The 20616-nt window shown below is 55.2% G+C and carries 16 protein-coding genes; 7 read left to right on the forward strand and 9 right to left on the reverse strand.

The annotated features are described in order from the left end of the window. Positions 1-153: 153 nt before the first annotated feature. Positions 154-2394: an EAL domain-containing protein gene (locus ABGB15_RS06535; RefSeq protein WP_215723641.1), complete on the forward strand. Its 2241-nt coding sequence runs from the start codon at positions 154-156 to the stop codon at positions 2392-2394. A 4-nt stretch (positions 2395-2398) separates the two neighbouring features. Here ABGB15_RS06535 and ppx read toward each other — a convergent pair whose 3' ends face one another. From ppx to purM, 4 genes are all read right to left on the reverse strand, one after another. Continuing rightward, positions 2399-3940, reverse strand: coding sequence for an exopolyphosphatase (ppx, locus tag ABGB15_RS06540; RefSeq protein ID WP_152081824.1), 1542 nt, complete (start codon positions 3938-3940; stop codon positions 2399-2401). A gap of 3 nt (positions 3941-3943) precedes the next feature. Then, entirely contained in the window at positions 3944-6004 is a 2061-nt protein-coding gene (ppk1, locus tag ABGB15_RS06545; RefSeq protein WP_152081823.1) for a polyphosphate kinase 1, read from the reverse strand. 227 nt (positions 6005-6231) lie between these two features. Beyond that, complete coding sequence (purN, locus tag ABGB15_RS06550) at positions 6232-6873, reverse strand: phosphoribosylglycinamide formyltransferase (protein WP_152081822.1); 642 nt, start codon at positions 6871-6873, stop codon at positions 6232-6234. Then, positions 6870-7907, reverse strand: a complete 1038-nt coding sequence (gene purM, locus ABGB15_RS06555) for a phosphoribosylformylglycinamidine cyclo-ligase (RefSeq protein ID WP_215723640.1) — start codon at positions 7905-7907, stop codon at positions 6870-6872. Before purM ends, purN begins: the two co-directional genes overlap by 4 nt. 266 nt (positions 7908-8173) lie before the next feature. Between purM and ABGB15_RS06560 the strand changes: the two genes are divergently transcribed. The 4 genes from ABGB15_RS06560 (at position 8174) to ABGB15_RS06575 (ending at position 12617) form a co-directional block, all read left to right on the forward strand. Next, positions 8174-9604, forward strand: coding sequence for a 6-phospho-beta-glucosidase (locus tag ABGB15_RS06560; protein WP_152081820.1), 1431 nt, complete (start codon positions 8174-8176; stop codon positions 9602-9604). Positions 9605-9821: 217 nt separating this feature from the next. Then, complete coding sequence (gene upp, locus ABGB15_RS06565; RefSeq protein WP_003860560.1) at positions 9822-10448, forward strand: uracil phosphoribosyltransferase; 627 nt, start codon at positions 9822-9824, stop codon at positions 10446-10448. A gap of 83 nt (positions 10449-10531) precedes the next feature. Next, positions 10532-11821, forward strand: a complete 1290-nt coding sequence (uraA, locus tag ABGB15_RS06570) for a uracil permease (RefSeq protein ID WP_369064148.1) — start codon at positions 10532-10534, stop codon at positions 11819-11821. Positions 11822-11915: 94 nt separating this feature from the next. Next, positions 11916-12617, forward strand: a complete 702-nt coding sequence (locus tag ABGB15_RS06575) for a DnaA inactivator Hda (protein ID WP_211482948.1) — start codon at positions 11916-11918, stop codon at positions 12615-12617. Positions 12618-12664: 47 nt separating this feature from the next. Here ABGB15_RS06575 and ABGB15_RS06580 read toward each other — a convergent pair whose 3' ends face one another. From ABGB15_RS06580 to celB, 3 genes are read right to left on the reverse strand one after another with little or no spacing between them, the layout of a single operon-like run. Continuing rightward, entirely contained in the window at positions 12665-14122 is a 1458-nt protein-coding gene (locus ABGB15_RS06580; protein WP_215723676.1) for a M17 family metallopeptidase, read from the reverse strand. Further along, positions 14122-15078, reverse strand: a complete 957-nt coding sequence (locus ABGB15_RS06585) for a N(4)-(beta-N-acetylglucosaminyl)-L-asparaginase (protein WP_215723639.1) — start codon at positions 15076-15078, stop codon at positions 14122-14124. Before ABGB15_RS06585 ends, ABGB15_RS06580 begins: the two co-directional genes overlap by 1 nt. A gap of 3 nt (positions 15079-15081) precedes the next feature. Beyond that, complete coding sequence (celB, locus tag ABGB15_RS06590; RefSeq protein ID WP_215723638.1) at positions 15082-16401, reverse strand: PTS cellobiose transporter subunit IIC; 1320 nt, start codon at positions 16399-16401, stop codon at positions 15082-15084. A gap of 145 nt (positions 16402-16546) precedes the next feature. Here celB and ABGB15_RS06595 point away from each other — a divergent pair, with 145 nt between their 5' ends. Then, positions 16547-17371 carry an XRE family transcriptional regulator gene (locus ABGB15_RS06595; RefSeq protein ID WP_215723637.1) on the forward strand — a complete coding sequence of 275 codons (825 nt, stop codon included), beginning with the start codon at positions 16547-16549 and terminating at the stop codon, positions 17369-17371. On the opposite strand, the gene arsC is transcribed toward ABGB15_RS06595, so the two are convergent. Together arsC and bepA are read right to left on the reverse strand one after the other, a co-directional pair. Then, entirely contained in the window at positions 17368-17724 is a 357-nt protein-coding gene (arsC, locus tag ABGB15_RS06600) for an arsenate reductase (glutaredoxin) (protein ID WP_215723636.1), read from the reverse strand. The two genes, ABGB15_RS06595 and arsC, sit on opposite strands and share 4 nt — an antisense overlap. Before the next feature lie 13 nt (positions 17725-17737). After that, on the reverse strand, positions 17738-19201 hold the full coding sequence (bepA, locus tag ABGB15_RS06605; RefSeq protein WP_215723635.1) for a beta-barrel assembly-enhancing protease: 1464 nt from the start codon (positions 19199-19201) through the stop codon (positions 17738-17740). 220 nt (positions 19202-19421) lie between these two features. On the opposite strand from bepA, the gene ABGB15_RS06610 reads away from it, so the two are divergent. Then, positions 19422-20486, forward strand: a complete 1065-nt coding sequence (locus ABGB15_RS06610) for an AI-2E family transporter (RefSeq protein WP_215723634.1) — start codon at positions 19422-19424, stop codon at positions 20484-20486. Positions 20487-20616 lie beyond the last annotated feature (130 nt).

The following is a 20616-nucleotide window of genomic DNA, read 5'->3' on the forward strand; positions in this document are numbered from 1 at the left end:
TTAGTTTGATTTATGTCAACGGTTTCCCGGCGACGTTCCTTAAAATCCTTCCTCCACGATGTTTGCTCCGCGCTTTGCCGGGCGGCATATACGTCAGGTTGGATGCCTGTCTTCACTCACCCTCTGGAGCGAAAGGGGTTTAACCGGGCATCTATGAAAATTCTTCACTTCCTGAAACGAAATAAAGACCGCTGGTGGGCACTTCCCCTTATCGTGCCCGTTGTTTTGCTGCCCGTGTTTAGCATGGTGAATACCTATACTCAACTGGGTGACGGCATCGTAACGCTCTATTATCTGCCGCTCTCTTTCCTGCTTGCCCTGATGTCGTTTTTTGGGCTGGAGGCGATTCCAGGGATCGTCTTGTCGCTCTTTTTCCGGTACGCCTCATCAGTTGGACTGTTTGAAACCTGTGCTGGCATCCTTCATTTCCTTGTCCCTCTGGTGCTCAGTTGGGGCGGTTATCGCGTGTTCGCTCCCAGACGCAATATGACCGCGTACGGGGATGTGCGCCTGATGGCACAGCGTCTTTTCTGGCAGGCTTTCTGCCCAGCAACGCTGTTTCTGGTGCTGTTTCAGTTTGCGGTCTATCTCGGCGTTTATGAGAGCCGCCAGAGCCTGGCAGGGTTGAATCCACTTAATATTCGCACCCTTATCAACTATCAGGCACTGCTGGTGAGCGGGCTGACGGGCGTGCCGCTGTGCTACCTGCTGATCCGCCTGATTCGCCATCCCCGCTATATCAAAGGCTTAATTTCACAGATCCGCGCGCAGATAGACAAAAAAGTGACGCTGGTGGAGTTTCTGCTGTGGACGATGGTTCTGGCGGTGCTGCTGTCGTTATTGCTGGTTCCGATGAATGAAAACAGCTCTATTTTCAGCACCAACTACACGCTGTCATTACTGATGCCGGTGATGTTGTGGGGGGCAATGCGCTTTGGCTATAAGCTGATGTCGATTATCTGGACGCCCGTCCTGCTACTGGCGATCCACTATTTTTACCACTATATCCCGTTGCGGCCGGGCTACGACATTCAACTGGCGATTACGTCATCCAGTTACCTGGTCTTTTCATTTGTCGTGATTTACATGTCGATGCTGGCGACGCGTCAGCGGGCGATAAATATTCGCTCCCGCAGACTGGCGCTTCTCGACCCGGTGGTGCATATGCCGAACCTGCGGGCGCTGTCTCGCGCGCTTGCTAAAACACCCTGGTCGGCGCTCTGTTTGCTGCGCATTCCCGAACTGGAGGTGCTGGGCAGAAACTATGGTGTTCTGCTGCGCATCCAGTACAAACAGCAACTGGCGCAATGGATCAATGACACGCTGCAGCCTGACGAATGTGTTTATCATCTGACCGGGTGTGACCTTGCCGTCCGGCTCAATTCAGAGTCGCATCAGCAGCGCATCGACACACTTGATGCGCATATCAAACAGTTCCGTTTTGTCTGGGACGGAATGCCTTTGCAACCGCAGGTCGGCGTGAGCTACTGCTATGTGCGCTCGCCGGTTAACCATCTTTATCTGGTTTTGGGTGAACTGGGTGTGATTGCGGATCTGTCGCTCTCGACCAACCACCCGGAAAACCTTCAGCAACGGGGAGCCGTTCATTTACAGCGCAGCCTCAAAGATAAAGTCGCGATGATGAATCGCCTGCAGACGGCGCTGGAGCAGAATGCGTTTACCCTGATGGTACAGCCGGTTCGGGGCCTGCGGGGCGATTGCTATCACGAGGTACTGCTGCGCATGCCGGATGAGAACGGCATACTGCTCTCTCCGGAGCAATTCCTGCCCGTTGCGCAGGAGTTTGGGCTGTCGTCCCGTGTCGACCTGTGGGTGCTGGAACGTACATTGAGCTTCCTGTCCAGGCACCGTGAGCGGCTACCGGGGCAACGTTTTGCGATAAAGCTCGCTCCCTCAACCGTATGCCGGGCGCAATTCCCGCTCGACGTGAGTCGCCTGTTAGCAAAATATTCCGTCGAAGCGTGGCAGCTGATATTTGAAGTCACTGAAACGAGTACGTGTTGCAATGCTGAGCTGGCGGTACAGACCTTAAGGCAATTGCAAAAAATGGGCGTGCGCATTGCGATTGATGATTTCGGAACCGGCTACGCAAGCTATGCGCGGTTAAAGAGCGTGGATGCCGACATTCTGAAGATTGATGGCAGTTTTATCCGTAACATTGTCAGCAACAGTCTGGATTATCAGATTGTGGCGTCTATATGCCATCTGGCGCGGATGAAGAAAATGCTGGTAGTGGCGGAGTACGTGGAAACGGAAGAGATACGTAGCGCGGTGCTCGCGCTAGGTATCGATTATGTGCAGGGCTGCCTGATCGGAGAGCCGGTTGAGCTTGAGTCACTGGCTGAAGCAGAGACGCCGCAGGTGAGCGTCTGAGCTATTATGCTGCGACGTCTGAACTCTCTTCTTCAATCTTCAGCAGCCAGCCGGTGACCGCTTCCCAGTACTGTTGCTCTTTTTCCAGATCCAGCAGGACCAGGGCATTCTGGCTAAACCAGTCGCGCGGGAAGCTCAGCGTCCAGTGGTGGTCATCCGTTTTGAGTTTCAGCGTTGGCGGCGTGGTGGTGGCCTGACGCTGATTATTCAGTAACACACCCAGGCGCAGCAACTGAATGAGCGGCAGGAACTGCTTTTTCTTAAATAGCGTAAAGCGCGGCAGATCGTCGAGCTTGATGGCTTTGCGATGATAACGCACCAGCGTCGCCATCATGGTCTGCTGTTCCTGATTGAAGCCCGGCAAATCGCTGTTTTGCAGAATATATGCTGAATGGCGGTGCATCCCGCTGTGGTTTATGTTGAGCCCCACTTCATGCAGCATCGCGGCCCATTTTAGCAAGGCGGCAAGCTGCGGGTGCGCCAGTTTAGGGTTCTGTTCCTGCCACTGATCGTACATCTGAACCGTAGTTTCCAGCACCCGCTTTGCCTGCTCGCGGTCGATGTTGTACTGGTTTGCCAGGCTTTGTGCGGTGCGGCTACGAATATCCTGATGACGGAAGCGACCTTCCATTTCGTACAGCACGCCTTCGCGCAGAGCGCCGTCAGAGAGGCGCAGCTCTTTAATCGCCAGCGCATCAAAGACGCCGCACAGGATCGCGAGACCCGGCACAAACACCGCTTTACGTTCATCCGAAAGACCTGGCAGGCTTAGGGCGTCGAAGCTCTTGTGTTTAAGCACTTCTTCGGTGAGCATGACCAGACGCTCAGGTGTAATAAACCCGTCTTTTTCGCCCATCTCCAGCAGCACTTCATGTGCCGCTTTAATCGACCCCGAGGCACCCAGCGCGACGTTCCAGCCCTGAATACGGTACTGCCACGCCAGATTTTCCAGTTTCTGGATCGCGGCCATGCGCGCGCGCTGGAAGTTTTCGCGGGTGATCGTCCCGCCAGGGAAATACATCTGCGCGAAGCTGACGCAGCCCATACGACGGCTTTCCACCAGACGTGGCTCGAAATCTTCACCAATCACCAGCTCCGTAGAGCCACCGCCGATATCGATCACCAGTTTGCGGCCTTTTTCCGGCTGCGTATGTTCCACGCCCATAAAAATCAGGCGCGCCTCTTCGTTACCGGAGATGATCTCAATCGGGTAGGGGATGACCTTTTCCGCGCGTTTAAGAAACTCCGGTGCATTCAATGCCTGGCGCAGCGTATGGGTTCCAACGATACAGACGCTGGAGGGCGAAAAGCCCTGCAGACGTTCCGCAAACAGCGACAGGCAGTTTAACCCGCGCTCCATCGCCTCTTCGCTTAGCATGCTGCGTTCATCCAGACCATCGGCCAGGTGCACGCGCTGCTTCAGACGACCGATGATCTGCATCGCGCCATCCACCTCACGGGCGATGACCATATGGAAACTGTTAGAACCAAGATCGACCGCGGCAAATTCCTGCGGTCGTGGGGCCTTATCATCATTTATCGGCATAGGTTAATCGGGTTGCTCGAGTGATTTGATATAGTCGTAAATCGCCAGTTGTGACCGCACTTTACGGCGGTTGCCGCGCGGCACATAGCGGTTACTGAGTTCTTTGTCGATATAGCGTGCTTTCACCGTATCGCTGAATAAAATCTCGATAATATCGAGGATCTGCTGCTTCAGCCGTGGATCAAGCAACGGTGCTGCAACTTCAATTCGGTAATCGATATTGCGCGTCATCCAGTCTGCGGAAGAGAGATACACTCTCTTATCGCCCGCGTTATCGAAAATATAGATGCGATCGTGCTCCAGATAGCGGTCCACGATGCTGATCACGCGAATATTGTCGCTGATGCCTTCCAGCTCCGGGATGAGTGAGCACATACCGCGAATGAGCAGATTGACAGGCACGCCTGAGCTGGAGGCGGCATAAAGTCTGTCCACCAGTCCTTTGTCGACCAGGTTATTGAGCTTCAGCGTGATGCCGGACGACAGCCCTTTCTGCGCATTGGCGATCTCTTTATCGATCATATCGTACAGCAGGCGGCGCGAGTTCTGCGGTGAAACCAGCAGATAGTCGAAGCTCACCGGCCGGTACGGGTTTTCGATAAAGTTAAACACCCGGCGCACTTCGTTGGTGATACGCGCGTCGGCAGTGAGCAGCGAGTAGTCGGTATAAATTCGCGCGGTTTTCTCGTTAAAGTTACCGGTGCCGATGTGGGCGTAGCGCACCACGTCATCACCCTCTTTACGCGAAATCAGGAACAGCTTGGCGTGAATTTTCAGCCCCGGCGCAGAGAAGATGACGTGTACGCCCGCTTCCGTCAGACGCCGCGCCCAGTGAATATTCGCCTCTTCATCGAATCGCGCCTGTAGCTCAACCACCACGGTGACTTTTTTACCGTTATGCGCGGCGTGGATCATCGCATCGATGATGCGTGAGTCTTTCGCCACGCGGTAGATGTTGATTTTGATGGCCAGCACGTTCGGATCGAACGACGCCTGACGCAACAGTTCCAGCACGTGTTCAAAGGTGTGGTACGGATAGTAGAGCAGCACATCGCGCTCGCGGATGGCGTCGAACCCGTTGCGGAACTTATCGAACCAGATATGGCGCAGGCGCGGCAGCGGTTTGTTCACCAGATTGGCTTTGCCGACGTTCGGGAAGCCAATAAAGTCTTTAAAGTTATGGTAACGCCCGCCGGGGATAATTGAGTCGTAGCGGGAGATCGTCAGCTTCTCGCGCAGCATTTCCACCATCGCATCGGGCATATCGCGTTGATAAACGAAACGTACCGGCTCTGCTGTCAGGCGTTGCTTAAGGCTGGATGACATCAGCTCCATCAGGCTGGCTTCCATCTCGTGCACCAGATCATATTCGGCGTCACGGGTCATCTTCATCGAGTAGGCGTTTAACGCATCGTAATCGAAGAAGCCTTTAAAGATGTCGTCCAGGCAGTAGCGCAGAATGTTATCCAGCAGAATCATTGGTTTGCGTCTGCGCGGGGTTTCCGGCGGCAGGTTCACAAAACGGGGAACTTTATCGGACGGAATTTCCAGCAACGCATAGCTGATGTTCTCGCCACGAATGATTTCCACCGCCAGGTAGGTGTAATCATCTTTCAGGAACTGCACCAGATCGGTTTCCCGATTGATTAAAATGGGCGTGATGTGCTGGCGCAGATAATGTTTGAAGTAGTGGCGTAGCCAGCTTTGTTGGTTGACGGAAAGCTGACGTTCGTTGATCAGGAAGATTTGGTTACGTGCCATTTCCAGCAGCAACTCATTATAGAGACCATCAAATTCCTGATCGGCTTTCATCACGCGAGACTGTATTTTGCCCAGCAGATGGCGCGAGTGCGAGTTTAAGCCCTGTTCTTCACTGATGATGATTCGACGTTTCAGTTCGGCAAAGCGAACCTTATAGAATTCATCCAGGTTATTGGAATAAATACCTAAAAAACGCATACGTTCGATCAGCGGATTACTTTTGTCAGCCGCTTCCTGAAGTACACGTTCGTTGAATGCTAACCAGCTTAGCTCTTTCTCGATGTATAACTTTTCCTGACCCATTACAGCTCACACTCCAGTTCAATCACAGGACGTGGTAAATCCGTCTCGTCCTTATTATGGCGAGCATTTCCACGATATGTCCAACAGTGCCAGAAAAGTATGACAGTTTTTTTTCTGGGGGATTTTAGAGGGTTGGGGGAGGGCGTGTCGGGTGGCGCTGCGCTTACCCGACCTACAAAACATCGTAGGCCCGTGCAAGCGTAGCGCCGCCGGGCAATTCAAACAGACTACTCTTCGGCTGCATAACCCTGCGGGGGCAACTTCACGCCGTCCAGCCAGGCTGCGCCGTCGCGCATCTCCAGACGTCCGTCAACAAACCAGCTTACCACCAGCGGGTATATGGCGTGCTCCTGCGTCTGTACGCGCTCTGTCACGTCGTCTTCGTTGTCGCCTTCAAAAACCGGTACTTTTGCCTGAAGAATGACGGGACCACCGTCCAGCTCATCGGTGACAAAGTGTACGGAAGTACCATGCTCTTCGTCGCCGTTTTCCAGCACCTGACGGTGCGTATGCAGACCGGGATATTTTGGCAGAAGGGAAGGGTGGATATTGAGCAGACGTCCGGCATAGTGAGAAACAAATGCCGGGCTCAGAATACGCATGTACCCGGCCAGCACCACAACGTCCGGGGCGTAGGCATCAATTTCCTGCACCAGCTCGCGGTCAAACGCTTCGCGTCCAGCAAACTGGCTGGCTTCCAGCGCGTGTGCGGGAATGTTCGCTTCCCGCGCACGCTCAAGGCCGAACGCATCGGCCTTGTTGCTGAATACTGCCCGAATGGTGCCATTGATTTTCTTCTGTTTGCAGGCGTCAATTATCGCCTGCAAATTGCTTCCGTTGCCGGAAATGAGCACCACAATGTTTTTCATTCAATGACCACACGCTGTTCGGAATCGGATGCTTTGATAATACCGATTTTCCACGCGTTTTCACCTTTCTCAGTCAGCAGCTTAACCGCTTTATCCGCTTCGCTTGCGGGCAGTGCGATGACCATACCCACGCCGCAGTTAAAGGTACGGTACATTTCGTGTGAACTCACGTTGCCCGCGCTCTGCAGCCAGTTAAAGACGGAAGGCCACTGCCATGAGGATTCGTCGATCACCGCCTGGGTGTTATCCGGCAGCACGCGCGGAATGTTTTCCCAGAAGCCGCCACCGGTCAGGTGGGCAATGGCATGAACGTCAACGTTCTCGATAAGCGCCAGAATGTTTTTCACGTAGATACGGGTCGGTGCCAGCAGGTGGTCAGCCAGAGGCTTGCCATCAAGTTCGGTGGTCAGTGGGTCACAACCGCTCACCTCAAGGATTTTACGCACCAGTGAGTAGCCGTTTGAGTGCGGACCGCTGGAGCCCAGCGCAACCAGCACATCGCCGTCAGCCACTTTGCTGCCGTCGATAATTTCTGATTTTTCTACTACCCCGACGCAGAAACCTGCGACGTCATAATCTTCGCCGTGATACATGCCCGGCATCTCAGCGGTTTCGCCGCCTACCAGTGCGCAGCCAGACTGCAGACAGCCTTCGGCGATGCCGTTAATCACGCTGGCTGCGGTATCCACGTCCAGTTTGCCGGTCGCGTAATAATCAAGGAAGAACAGCGGCTCAGCGCCCTGAACTACCAGGTCGTTCACACACATCGCCACCAGATCGATACCGATCGTGTCGTGATGCTTAAGATCCATCGCCAGGCGCAGTTTGGTGCCTACACCGTCAGTCCCCGAGACCAGAACAGGTTCACGATATTTTTGCGGCAGTGCGCACAGTGCGCCGAATCCACCCAGACCCCCCATCACTTCCGGGCGGCGGGTTTTTTTCACCACACCTTTGATTCGGTCAACCAGCGCATTACCTGCGTCAATATCAACACCGGCATCTTTGTAGCTGAGAGAAGTTTTGTTGGTCACGGCTCAAGTCCCCACGCGATTGCATAGCTAGTAAGAAAAATCGGCGCAATTCTAACAGTCCAGGCAAACGTTTGCGAGCCTATTCTCGGCACGGTGATCTTTTTTTCGTACTGGCCTGTGAATGCAACCAAACTTGACTCTGTTCACGAAAATGAAACCGGTTTCGGTTAACTGCTTGCAACCCGTTCCCCCTTTGCACATCATCAAACTGAAACCGGTTTCTGTAATTGTTTTTGCAGAAAATAACGCAGAATGAGGGAAAGCGAATGTCAGGATTTAAAGCAGATTTTCTGTGGGGCGGTGCTGTTGCGGCGCACCAGCTGGAAGGCGGCTGGAAAGAGGGCGGCAAGGGCGTCAGCGTAGCCGACGTCATGACTGCGGGCGCGCACGGCGTGCCGCGTGAAATCACTAATGGCGTGCTGGAGGGGAAAAATTACCCTAATCACGAAGCCATTGATTTCTATCACCGCTATAAAGAGGACATTCAGCTCTTTGCTGAGATGGGGTTCAAGTGCTTCCGTACCTCCATTGCCTGGACGCGTATTTTCCCAAAAGGCGACGAGCGGGAGCCTAATGAAGCTGGCCTGAAATTTTATGACGACCTGTTCGACGAATGCCTGAAATACGGCATCGAACCGGTTATCACGTTGTCGCATTTCGAGATGCCGTTCCACCTGGTCACCGAGTACGGCGGCTGGCGCAACCGTAAGCTGATCGACTTCTTTGTGCGTTTTGCAAAAGTGGTTTTCGAACGCTATCAGCACAAAGTGAAGTACTGGATGACCTTTAACGAGATCAACAACCAGGCCAACTTCCACGAAGACTTCGCGCCGTTTACCAACTCCGGGCTGAAGTACGCGCCGGGTGAAGACCGCGAGCCGGTGATGTTCCAGGCGGCACACTATGAGCTGGTAGCCAGCGCCCTGGCGGTGAAAGCAGGGCGTGAGATTAACCCGTCGCTGCAGATAGGCTGCATGATTGCCATGTGTCCTATCTATCCGTTGACCTGCGCGCCGGACGACATGATGATGGCGATGAACGCGATGCATCGTCGCTACTGGTTTACCGACGTTCACGTGCGCGGCAAATACCCGCAGCACCTGCTGAACTACTTTGAGCGTCGCGGCTTCGCGCTGGATATCACCGAAGAAGATAAAGCGGCGCTGAAGCAGGGCTGCGTGGATTACATCGGCTTCAGCTATTACATGTCCTTCACCACCAAAGCGACGGCGGATAACCCGCAACTGGATTACGACGAGAGCAAGAGCCTGGTCTCCAACCCGTATGTGCAGAAGTCTGACTGGGGCTGGCAGATTGATCCGGTCGGGCTGCGTTACTCCCTGAACTGGTTCTGGGATCACTATCAGCTGCCGCTGTTTATTGTTGAGAATGGTTTTGGCGCTATCGACGTGCAGGAGAGCGACGGCACGGTGAACGACCAGTACCGCATTGATTATCTGTCTGCACACATCCGCGAGATGAAAAAAGCGGTGGTGGAAGATGGCGTGGATCTGATGGGCTACACGCCGTGGGGCTGCATCGATCTCGTTTCTGCCGGGACCGGTGAAATGAAAAAACGCTACGGCTTTATCTTTGTCGATAAAGATAATGAAGGTAACGGCACGCTGAACCGCAGTAAGAAGAAGTCGTTTGACTGGTATAAGCAGGTGATTGCGAGCAACGGCGATAACCTGTAATTGTCGGGTGGCGCTAACGTTTACCCGACCTACACTACACGTAGGCCCGCGTAAGCGTAGCGCCACCGGGCAGAACCTTGCACTTAAGCCGGAGACCTGTCTCCGGTTTTTTTGTCTTTGCTTGATCCCTGTCAAGCAAGATGGGTATGGCCTAATCCGAAAAAAGCGGTATAATCCCGCGATTTTTTTGCGGATGCCACCTCAGAGGAGAAAGAGAATGAAGATTGTGGAAGTGAAACACCCACTCGTTAAACACAAGTTGGGCCTGATGCGTGAGCATGACATCAGCACGAAGCGTTTTCGCGAACTGGCTTCTGAAGTGGGCAGCCTGCTGACCTACGAAGCGACCTCTGATCTGGAAACAGAGAAAGTGACCATCGAAGGCTGGAACGGCCCGGTACAGGTTGAGCAGATCAAAGGTAAGAAAATTACCGTGGTGCCTATCCTGCGCGCGGGTCTCGGCATGATGGAAGGCGTGCTGGAGCACGTCCCAAGCGCGCGTATCAGCGTGGTGGGTATCTACCGTAATGAAGAGACTCTGGAGCCGGTTCCGTACTTCCAGAAGCTGGTGTCTAATATCGACGAGCGTATGGCGCTGGTGGTAGACCCAATGCTGGCGACCGGCGGTTCCATGATCGCCACCATTGACCTGCTGAAAAAAGCAGGCTGCAGCAGCATTAAAGTGCTGGTTCTGGTGGCGGCACCGGAAGGTATCGCGGCGCTGGAAAAAGCGCATCCGGACGTTGAACTTTATACCGCATCTGTCGACCAGGGGCTAAACGAGCACGGGTACATTATCCCTGGGCTTGGCGATGCCGGCGATAAGATTTTTGGTACTAAGTGATCGAATAACGATAAAAAAGCCGACTTTGAGAGTCGGCTTTTTTTTGAATACAACACCAACAACAATACTCAGAGGAAAACACTATGATGCGCCGTGCTATCGGGGTGAGTGAAAGACCGCCGCTTTTACAGACAATCCCGCTTAGTTTGCAGCACCTGTTCGCCATGTTTGGCGCGACCGTGCTGGTGCCAATCCTGTTTCATATTAACCCGGCTACCGTGCTGCTGTTCAACGGCGTCGGTACGCTGCTGTACCTCTTCATCTGTAAAGGCAAAATCCCTGCCTATCTGGGATCGAGCTTTGCCTTTATCTCGCCGGTTCTGCTGTTGCTGCCGTTAGGTTACGAGGTCGCGCTGGGCGGCTTTATCATGTGCGGCGTGCTGTTCTGTCTGGTCTCTTTCATTGTGAAGAAAGCCGGTACGGGCTGGCTGGATGTGATGTTCCCACCTGCGGCAATGGGCGCAATCGTTGCCGTCATTGGTCTTGAGCTGGCGGGTGTCGCGGCGAACATGGCCGGTTTACTGCCTGCTGACGGCCAGTCACCGGATTCAAAAACCATCATCATCTCGCTGGTAACGCTGGGTGTGACGGTGTTTGGCTCCGTGCTGTTCCGCGGTTTCATGGCGATTATCCCGATCCTGATCGGTGTGCTGGCGGGCTATGCGCTCTCCTTCGCAATGGGTGTTGTCGATACCACGCCAATTGCCGAGGCGCACTGGTTTGCGCTGCCAACCTTCTATACTCCGCGTTTCGAATGGTTTGCCATCTTTACCATTCTGCCAGCCGCGCTGGTGGTTATTGCTGAACACGTCGGCCACCTGGTGGTTACGGCGAACATTGTGAAGCGTGACCTGATCCGCGATCCGGGTCTGCACCGTTCTATGTTTGCTAACGGCCTCTCCACCATTATCTCCGGTTTCTTTGGCTCCACGCCAAACACTACCTACGGTGAGAACATCGGCGTGATGGCGATTACCCGCGTCTACAGTACCTGGGTTATCGGTGGCGCGGCAATCATCGCTATTCTGCTCTCCTGTGTGGGTAAACTGGCGGCGGCGATTCAGATCATCCCTGTGCCGGTGATGGGCGGGGTTTCTCTGCTGCTGTACGGCGTGATCGGTGCCTCCGGTATCCGCGTGCTGATTGAGTCTAAAGTGGACTACAGCAAAGCGCAGAACCTGATCCTGACCTCCGTTATTCTGATCATCGGGGTGAGCGGTGCGAAGGTGCACATCGGTGCGGCAGAGCTGAAAGGCATGGCGCTGGCGACTATCGTGGGCGTCGGCCTGAGCCTCATCTTTAAGCTGATCTCTGTATTGCGTCCGGAAGAAGTGGTGCTGGATGCTGACGACAGCGAGAAAGCGTCACAGTGATCGTAAAACCGGGCGCAAGATCGCCCGGTTCTCTCCTTGCTGGTTCCGTGCTAAACTCGTTACCGATTTTATGTAAGATCTGGTTGAGGTATTTCTGAACGGACCGGCACAGCTCTCTCTGCCACTCTATCTCCCTGACGACGAAACTTTCGCGAGTTTCTGGCCGGGTGATAACCCCTCTTTACTGGCTGCACTGCAAAACGTGCTGCGTCAGGAACACAGCGGATACATCTATATCTGGTCACGCGAAGGTGCGGGGCGTAGCCACCTGTTGCATGCTGCCTGTGCGGAGCTTTCGGCGCGCGGTGATGCGGTAGGCTATGTGCCGCTGGATAAACGTACCTGGTTCGTGCCTGAAGTGCTGGAGGGAATGGAACATCTCTCACTGGTCTGCATCGATAATATCGAGTGCGTGGCGGGGGACGAGCCGTGGGAAATGGCGATCTTTAACCTCTATAACCGCATCCTGGAATCGGGCAAAACCCGGCTGCTGATCACCGGCGATCGCCCACCGCGTCAGCTCAATCTGGGGCTGCCGGATCTGGCGTCGCGCCTGGACTGGGGGCAAATTTACAAGCTGCAGCCGCTGTCGGATGAAGACAAACTCCAGGCGCTACAGTTACGCGCCAGACTGCGCGGGTTTGAACTGCCGGAAGACGTGGGGCGTTTTCTGCTCAAACGCCTGGATCGGGAAATGCGCACCCTCTTTGATACGCTCGATCAGCTTGATCGCGCGTCTATCACCGCCCAGCGCAAGCTGACCATTCCGTTTGTGAAAGATATTCTTAAGCTCTGAGTTTTTTGCCCGGTGGCGGCTATGCCTTACCGGGCCTACGAAAACCGTTATTTTCCGTACTTATTGATCATCTCCTCCATTATCAAAATATCGTATTGTAAATGCTCAACCAGAAGTGGAATCGGTCTTCCCGACGCCACGCTCTTACCGTTTTCCCGCCACAATGCCGTACCGCTAATATCCAGATGCGCCCACGGAATGGTCGGCGGGCAAAAATGGTGCAGCAGCCAGGCTGCCGACGCGCTGATCGCCGCATTGTTGGTCGGCGTGTTGCACAGATCGGCGATGGCGCTGTCGGTCTGTTTTTTCAGCCGCGCATCCAGCGGCAGGGACCACACTTCGTCGCCACTTTGTTTTCCCGCCAGCGTGAGCGCCTGACGCAGCGGCTCGTCCTGCGTCATCAATCCGCTCAGTTCGTATCCCAGCGCTTTCACCACCGCGCCAGTTAAGGTTGCCATGTCGATGATGTAGCGAGCCTGCGGATGCCGCTGGCTGGTCCAGGCGATGGCGTCCGCCAGCACCAGCCGCCCTTCGGCATCGGTATTGTTGATTTCCACCGTGGTGCCGTTGCAGGCGGTTACTACCGTGCCGGGCTGCATGGCGTCCGGGCCAATGGCGTTTTCCGCCAGCGCCAGCACGCCCATGATGCGAACGGGGAGTTTCAGCTCCGCAACGCTGAGCATCAGCCCCAGTACGTTTGCCGCACCGCACATATCGTACTTCATGGTGTACATGCCTGCGCCTTCCTTCAGCCACAGGCCGCCGGTATCGAAGGTAATGCCTTTGCCGACATAACAGCGCACCGGACCGTCGGACACGCCATTGTAATGGATTGCCAGCAGGCGCGGCGGGCAGGATGCTCCTTTGCCGACGGCATGCAGCAGCCCCAGACCGTGTTCAACAATCTGCGTTTCGTCGAGCACTTCACATTGCAGGGCAGGGAAGGCGGCACACAGTTTTTGCGCCTCCTCCACCATAAACTGCGGCGTGCAGCGATCGGAAGGGGTATCCGCCAGGCGTCGTGCAGCAACCATACCTCCGGCAATAGCCTGCTGCTGGCGGAAAAAAGTCTCCATCTTTTCCTGCTGCTCTGGCAGACAGAGGGCGGTAATGTGTTTAAGACGTACTGCCGCGTCGTCTGTTTTCTTCAGTTGCAGATCGTTGAGCGTGTGTGCCTGGTTGAAAAGAAAACGCAGCACCTGTGCCAGCACAACGTCGTCGATATGTGTGACGTCCAGTATCACATCAGAACTGACAGGGGAGGCCAGCAGTGGTCGCAGCGCGGCGAGCAATCCCCCGGTCAGCGCGTCCTGCCAGAGCGCATCCGGCAGCAGGCTGATCCGCGCAAACGGGGCACAGCCAAAGCGGGTGTCAGCGATGCTGTCCGATTCGCGCATTTCCGCGATAAGCGCAGTTTCCGGCAAATGAGCACAGGTGGCGCTGGCAATCAAATGGCTCTGCGGCTTCGCGTCTGAAAGTGTGGTAATTAACTGAAAGGTAATCATCATTGTTCCTCGATCGGCGCGCGTATCCGCGCGGCATAGGCTTGCATCCACTCCTCATCCACGGCCTGGTAATGCGTTTTTTCACGCTGACGCTCGGTACGAAACACAGTAAGTGGCTGGCGAGACGTCGCGACGACAAACGAGAAGGTTTTGATGTTGGTCGCGGCACCGAATTCGCCCTTGTTGTTCATGCACACCACGGAAAGATCGCCCACGCGGCCAAAGCGTGACATCAGCTTATCCTCCAGCTCGAACACCACCGAGTCCGCCGCCTGCTGCGGCGACATGCCTTGTGCCATGCGGCGAACGATTTCGTAGCTGGTGCAGCCTTTCATCAGGTCTTCGCCAACACCCGTGGCCGTGGCCGCGCCGGTTTCACTGTCGCAGTAAAAGCCGGAGCCGATAATCGGTGAGTCGCCAATGCGTCCGCGCTTTTTCATAAACAGGCCGCTGGTGGAGGTGGCGACGCTCATTGAGCCTTGTTTATCGAGACCGATAATGCCGACCGTATCGTGGCCGTCATACGGGCTTAAGCCCTTATCCAGCGTCTCGCGGCAGCGCTTACGGTAGTGCTGCATCGCGCGGTCGGTGAGCATAGCTTTATCGGCAAAGCCCTGGCTCAGCGCCCATTCGCGCGCGCCCTGGCCGACCAGCAGGCTGTTATAACGCTGGCGGCTGAGCGCGTGCGCCACGCGAACCGGGTTGGCGATATCCACCAGATTGCCCACGGCACCAAACGCCAGCGTGTCGCCATCCATGTAGGCGGCGTCCAGTTCGACCTCGCCGTTTTCAGTCGGTAGCCCGCCGTAGCCGACGGATTTATACAGCGGAAAGTCCTCCACGGCAGCCACGGCATCGACTACCGCGCCCGCCACCGGTTTTCCCGCAGCCAGCGCAGACGCAGACTCCGTTACGCCTTCAAGCGCCATTCGCCAGGTTGCGATAATTCCCCACATGCTTTACTCCTGTTTTGCAAGGGTGGTGTCGGTTTGCGTAACGGTGGCAATTTCCGCGGCGCGGTACTGTTTATCCACGATACGCATGAAAGGCAGATACAGCATGGCACCAATCAGCAGGTTGATGAGCTGCATGACGCTGCCGCTGAGATGCCCGGTGACGATAAAGCCGCTGATCACCGGCGGCAGCGTCCAGGGAATAAAGACGCCGGTGGTGACGGCAACCGCGCCGATTTTCATTGCGGCATACTGCACGGTGACCAGCACCAGCGGCACCAGGTTGAACGGGATGAGCATGATCGGGTTCATGATCACCGGCAGGCCAAACAGGATCGGTTCGTTGATATTAAACACCGACGCCCCCGCGCCGAGCCTCGCCACTTCGCGCATGTTTTTACTGCGCGCGAAAATCAGCATCGCAATCACCAGCGAGAGCGTAGCGCCCGCGCCACCCATCCAGATCATGTCAAAAAACTGTTCGGTGATTATGTGCGGTGGTGTCGTACCGGCCTGAATAGCGGCGATGTTATCGGTCTGGTTCTCCATCCACAGCGGGCGGATAATGCCGTTGATCATCGAACCGGAGTTAATGCCCACTGACCACAGGATGGTGATGCTGAACACCGTCATCAGGGCACCAAAGTATGAAGTGCCGTAGTGACGTACCGGCGTGGCAACCACCTCGTAAATAAACTGGTGAATGGTGTTGTAGTGGGTGTTTTCAAAGATGATGCGGATAACCAGTACCAGAATCATCACCAGCAGCGCCGGGATCAGCGCGGCGAAAGACTCTTGTACCGCTGGCGGCACGCCATCCGGCATTTTGATAACCAGATTTTTGCGCTTCAGCCAGCAGAATAACTCCGTCCAGAGCAGCGAGCCGATCATCGCCACGAACAGCCCTTTACTGCCAATCCACTCCACCGGCATCACGGTAATGCCGCCGTTTTCCGCCACTTTGATAAATGGCGTCAGGATCAGAAAGGCGACCAGCGCCAGAATGCCGCATGAAATGCGGTCTTCACCATAATGCTCGGCCAGGCGAAACGCCACCAGGAAGCTGATAAACAGCGACATGGTTGAGAACACCGCATTGAACGGGATTTCGATAATAGCGCTCCAGCTTTGACCAAAGGCCTGAGACATAAACTGCTGGTAGGTCTGGTTCGGGAACGAGGAGATCACCAGCAGAATGGAGCCGACGATGATAAACGGCATGAATGAAACGTAGGCACCACGAATGGCACCCAGATGACGCTGCTGGGCCGTTTTGGCCGCCAGCGGCATCAGTTTTGCTTCAAGAAATCCCAGAACATTGTTCATTGTGAACTCCGTACAAGATTGAGTGGCGTTGTTTATGTTATGTGTGTGGATTATCAGTGAAGCGCGGCGAGCGAAAGGTGAAATCGGTCACAAAGCATTCGCTTGTGTTATATAAATCTCATAAGATTAGTCATAAGGCTCTGCGATGGAAATTAAACTGCATGCCAATGCCACCACCACACCGCGTATTCGTCGTTATCTCCAGCAGTCTGCTAAAAGCGACAGAGAGCTGGCCGTTGAGCTGGGGATCTCCGTAACTACCGTCAGACGCTGGCGCAACCGTGAACAGGTTTCAGATAACCATACGACGCCAAAAGTGATACACAAAGCGATGAGACAAGAGCAGGTTGTGCTGGTGAATGCACTGCGTGATGCCACCGCTGCACCGCTGGATGAATTGCTGCTTCTGGTCAACGACGGGCTGGGGATCGCCGTTTCACGCGCTACTCTGAACCGCTACCTCAAACCTGCGTCTGCTGCTCAAAAAGGGGCAGCACTGCAGGGGAAAAAAGCGCTGAAGGCAGGCGTCATGCCGCAGCAGCTGGCGCTGCATCATTTGCCTTTGTCGCTACATATGGATGATGGCGGGGAGCAACATCTGCTGTGGGCGCGCGAGCCGGTAAGCGGCTGGTGCTATGCCCGGCTCTATGCGGGCTTATCGCCTCAGTTGCTCACCCGCTGGACGTGCGAGCTGCTTGAAGCCTGCCCGGTTGATATACAATCTGTTGAGACTTTTGGTTTTGAAGTGACATTGCCAGAGCGGATCGTCACCGTAAAAGTACATCCGCAAAAAAACAGCGCAGTCCAGGTGGCGGTACCGTTACGCGAAATTATTCCGCGACTGAATGTTGAGGCTGCCGGAGAGCTGTTAATTCAACTCTGTGAGTTTTACAACCGCGGAAAAACGCAGAAAAAGCTGGGGGAGAGTACGCCGCAGGCGTTTCTGGAAGCGCTGCGGCGTAAAGATTAGAGGATCTCGAGTACGTCTTCCGGTGGCCGGCCAATCCGCGCTTTGCCGTTTGCCACCACGATCGGGCGCTCAATCAGCTTCGGATTCTCAACCATTGCCTGAATTAGCTGCTCTTCAGAGAGGTGCGTGTCATCAAGATTGAGCGACGTGTAGAGATCTTCTTTCTGGCGCATCAGCTCTCTCGCACTGCCCATCCCCAGCATCTGCAGCAACTGGCGAATCGTCCTCGCGTCCGGTGGTGTTTCCAGATACAGCACCACATCGGGATCGATGCCGTTAGACTTCAGCAGGCTGAGCGTGTCGCGGCTCTTCGAGCAGCGAGGGTTATGGTAAATTTTTACCGCGTCTGTCATGACTTCTCCTTTATTACATCTTTTCGTACGGCTTGAAGCGCTGCTGCAGACCGCGTAGCTGATCGATACGCGCATCGTAGCGCGCCTGTTGCAGGCTGCCGAGTTTCACCTGCGAGCTGGCGCTGCTCAGCAACGAAATAGCCTGATCCAGACGCCCGACCAGGGCGAACCCTTCGGCACGCGCGGCCAGCTCCTGATCGCGGTTACCGAGCTGGGCTTCCGCCTGCGCCAGCAGATCCCAGCCGTTTTGATCGGCTTTATTATTAAAGGTGTAGCGGTTGAGAATGGTCGCCGCTTCCTGCGCCTGTCCACCCTGTAAGTAAGCATTCGCCAGGTTGAGCTGCAACACCGGATTAGTTCGCACATCTTTCGCGCCTTTCAGGCGGTTAATGGCGTCGGTGGCTTTTTTCTGCCCGAGGTCGATATCCGTTGCCAGATCGAGATACCAGGGATTATTAGGATCGGCGGCCAGCAGGGGCTGTAGCGCTTTGCGTGCCTCATCGTATTTACTGGCTTCCATCGCCTGCAACGCCTGACCATACTGGGCGGCGTTTTTCTCCCGCACATTGCCTTTTGCCAGCGCCTCCAGCAGGTCGCTGGTGAGCTGGTTACGCCCGGAGTTATACATGCCAAGCGTTCTGACTTTTGCCATGTAGAAATCCTGCGAGGATTGCACGACGACAGGGCGCATCTGGTTGGCGCGGTTACGCGCGTCAGAGAGGCGGCTTTCCGGCAACGGGTGGGTCAGCAGAATTTCTGGCGGGCGCGACGAGTAACGTGCCTGGTCGAGCAGTTTTTCCAGGAAGCTCGGCATGGCCTGCGGGTCAAAGCCCGAACGCTGCAGGACCTGAATCCCGATGCGGTCCGCTTCCTGCTCGTTCTGCTGGGTAAAGCTGATCATCCCCTGACGCGTTCCCGCCAGCGTGCCGGTGAGCGCCGCCATACCGGCCTGCGGGCTTGCCATCGCCAGCAGAATGGAGCCCAACGCGCCGACCCAGGTCAGCGGGGCGTTCCGTTTCTGATCTTCCATCGCGCGCGCCAGATGGCGCTGGGTCACGTGCGAAATTTCGTGCGCCATGACAGACGCCAGCTGGCTTTCGTTATCGGAGTAGCGGAATAACGCCGAGTGCAACACCACGTTCCCGCCAAAGAAGGCGAAGGCGTTGATTTCGTCATTATTGATTAAATAGAAATGGAACGGCGTTTTCACCGAATTGGCGTGTGCGACAAGCCGCATGCCCAGACCGTTAATGTACTGCACCAGCAGCGGGTCATTAATTAAGGGGGCGCTGCCACGCAACTGGCGAACATAGTAATCACCCATCTGCATCTCCTGGCCAATGGAGAGCGTGCTTCCTGCTGTGGTGCCCATATCCGGCAATGAATCGGCTGAGTCAGCGAAAGCGGGTACTGCCTGACCAACCGTCAGCGCGGCGATAAGTGTCGCAACCAGTGTTTTTCTCAACTGCCTGAACATAACCACTGTCCTGTATTTTGGATGTGCTAATTTGACCGATGAACCCGCATATCGTTCATCTCCACTGCCCTGCGAGTGTAGCCGTGTTAAGGCATGAAGAAAATCCCATTCATCTGCGTTTTGCGAATCGTTACAGTGATACAAAAAGGAAAGTCTTTTTTGTGACAGTTAGATACAATTCACCGTCTCACTCCCGCCATCCGATTCAGGGAAGGGTTGTATGCTCGAAATGTTAATGCAGTGGTATCGGCGTCGGTTTAGCGACCCGGAGGCCATTGCTTTGTTGGTCATTCTGGTTGCCGGGTTCGGTATTCTGTTTTTCTTTAGCGGCCTGCTGGCACCGCTGCTGGTCGCGATTGTACTGGCGTACCTGCTGGAATGGCCAACGGCGCGGCTGGAAAAAATCGGCTGTTCCCGCCGCTGGGCGACCAGTATTGTGCTGGTGCTGTTTGTGGGTATCTTGCTACTCATGGCGTTTGTCGTGATGCCTGTCGCCTGGCAGCAGGGGATCTACCTGATCCGCGATATGCCTGGCATGCTGAACAAATTCTCTGATTTCGCCGCCACGCTGCCGCGTCGTTATCCTGCGCTGATGGATGCCGGGATTATTGATGCGATGGCTGAAAACATGCGCGCCCGCATCATGACGATGGGCGATTCGGTGGTGAAGTATTCTCTGGCCTCGCTGGTCGGTCTGCTGACGCTGGCGGTTTACCTTGTGCTCGTGCCGTTAATGGTTTTCTTCCTGGTGAAAGATAAAGAGCAGATGTTGAATGCTGTTCGCCGTGTTCTGCCGCGTAACCGTGGTCTGGCCGGGCAGGTCTGGCAGGAGATGAACCAGCAGATCACCAACTATATCCGCGGCAAAGTGCTGGAGATGATTGTCGTGGGCGTGGCAACCTGGATCGGCTTCCTGATCTTCGGTCTGAACTATTCGTTACTGCTGGCGGTGCTGGTAGGATTTTCCGTTCTTATTCCTTATATCGGCGCGTTTGTGGTGACCATCCCGGTTATCGGTGTCGCGCTGTTCCAGTTCGGGTTGGGCACCGAGTTCTGGAGCTGCTTCGCCGTGTACCTGATTATTCAGGGGCTGGACGGTAACCTGCTGGTGCCGGTGCTGTTCTCTGAAGCGGTGAATCTGCATCCGCTGGTGATTATTCTGTCAGTGGTGATTTTTGGCGGGCTGTGGGGATTCTGGGGCGTGTTCTTTGCCATTCCGCTGGCAACGCTGATTAAAGCCGTTGTCCACGCGTGGCCGGATGTGCCTGCGGTGGAAGAGAAGTAGTTTTTGTGCGGGCTGACGCCCTCACCCCGACCCTCTCCCACAGGGAGAGGGAGCAAATACTAAAAACGGTAGCATGCGCTACCGTTTTGCATTTACCGTGTAGGTCGGGTAAGGCGAAGCCGCCACCCGA

Source organism: Enterobacter sp. MALB-1, assembly GCF_041021625.1.
Taxonomy (GTDB): Bacteria; Pseudomonadota; Gammaproteobacteria; order Enterobacterales; family Enterobacteriaceae; genus Enterobacter; species Enterobacter oligotrophicus.

Excerpts from the sequence above, each read along its gene's own strand:
- ABGB15_RS06535 (WP_215723641.1), top strand. The coding sequence starts at position 154 with ATGAAAATTCTTCACTTCCTGAAACGAAATAAAGACCGCTGGTGGGCA.
- ppx (WP_152081824.1), bottom strand. The coding sequence starts at position 3,940 with ATGCCGATAAATGATGATAAGGCCCCACGACCGCAGGAATTTGCCGCG.
- purN (WP_152081822.1), bottom strand. The coding sequence starts at position 6,873 with ATGAAAAACATTGTGGTGCTCATTTCCGGCAACGGAAGCAATTTGCAG.
- celB (WP_215723638.1), bottom strand. The coding sequence starts at position 16,401 with ATGAACAATGTTCTGGGATTTCTTGAAGCAAAACTGATGCCGCTGGCG.
- ABGB15_RS06580 (WP_215723676.1), bottom strand. The coding sequence starts at position 14,122 with ATGATTACCTTTCAGTTAATTACCACACTTTCAGACGCGAAGCCGCAG.
- bepA (WP_215723635.1), bottom strand. The coding sequence starts at position 19,201 with ATGTTCAGGCAGTTGAGAAAAACACTGGTTGCGACACTTATCGCCGCG.
- ABGB15_RS06585 (WP_215723639.1), bottom strand. The coding sequence starts at position 15,078 with ATGTGGGGAATTATCGCAACCTGGCGAATGGCGCTTGAAGGCGTAACG.
- ppk1 (WP_152081823.1), bottom strand. The coding sequence starts at position 6,004 with ATGGGTCAGGAAAAGTTATACATCGAGAAAGAGCTAAGCTGGTTAGCA.
- ABGB15_RS06610 (WP_215723634.1), top strand. The coding sequence starts at position 19,422 with ATGCTCGAAATGTTAATGCAGTGGTATCGGCGTCGGTTTAGCGACCCG.
- uraA (WP_369064148.1), top strand. The coding sequence starts at position 10,532 with ATGATGCGCCGTGCTATCGGGGTGAGTGAAAGACCGCCGCTTTTACAG.
- upp (WP_003860560.1), top strand. The coding sequence starts at position 9,822 with ATGAAGATTGTGGAAGTGAAACACCCACTCGTTAAACACAAGTTGGGC.
- ABGB15_RS06560 (WP_152081820.1), top strand. The coding sequence starts at position 8,174 with ATGTCAGGATTTAAAGCAGATTTTCTGTGGGGCGGTGCTGTTGCGGCG.
- arsC (WP_215723636.1), bottom strand. The coding sequence starts at position 17,724 with ATGACAGACGCGGTAAAAATTTACCATAACCCTCGCTGCTCGAAGAGC.
- ABGB15_RS06595 (WP_215723637.1), top strand. The coding sequence starts at position 16,547 with ATGGAAATTAAACTGCATGCCAATGCCACCACCACACCGCGTATTCGT.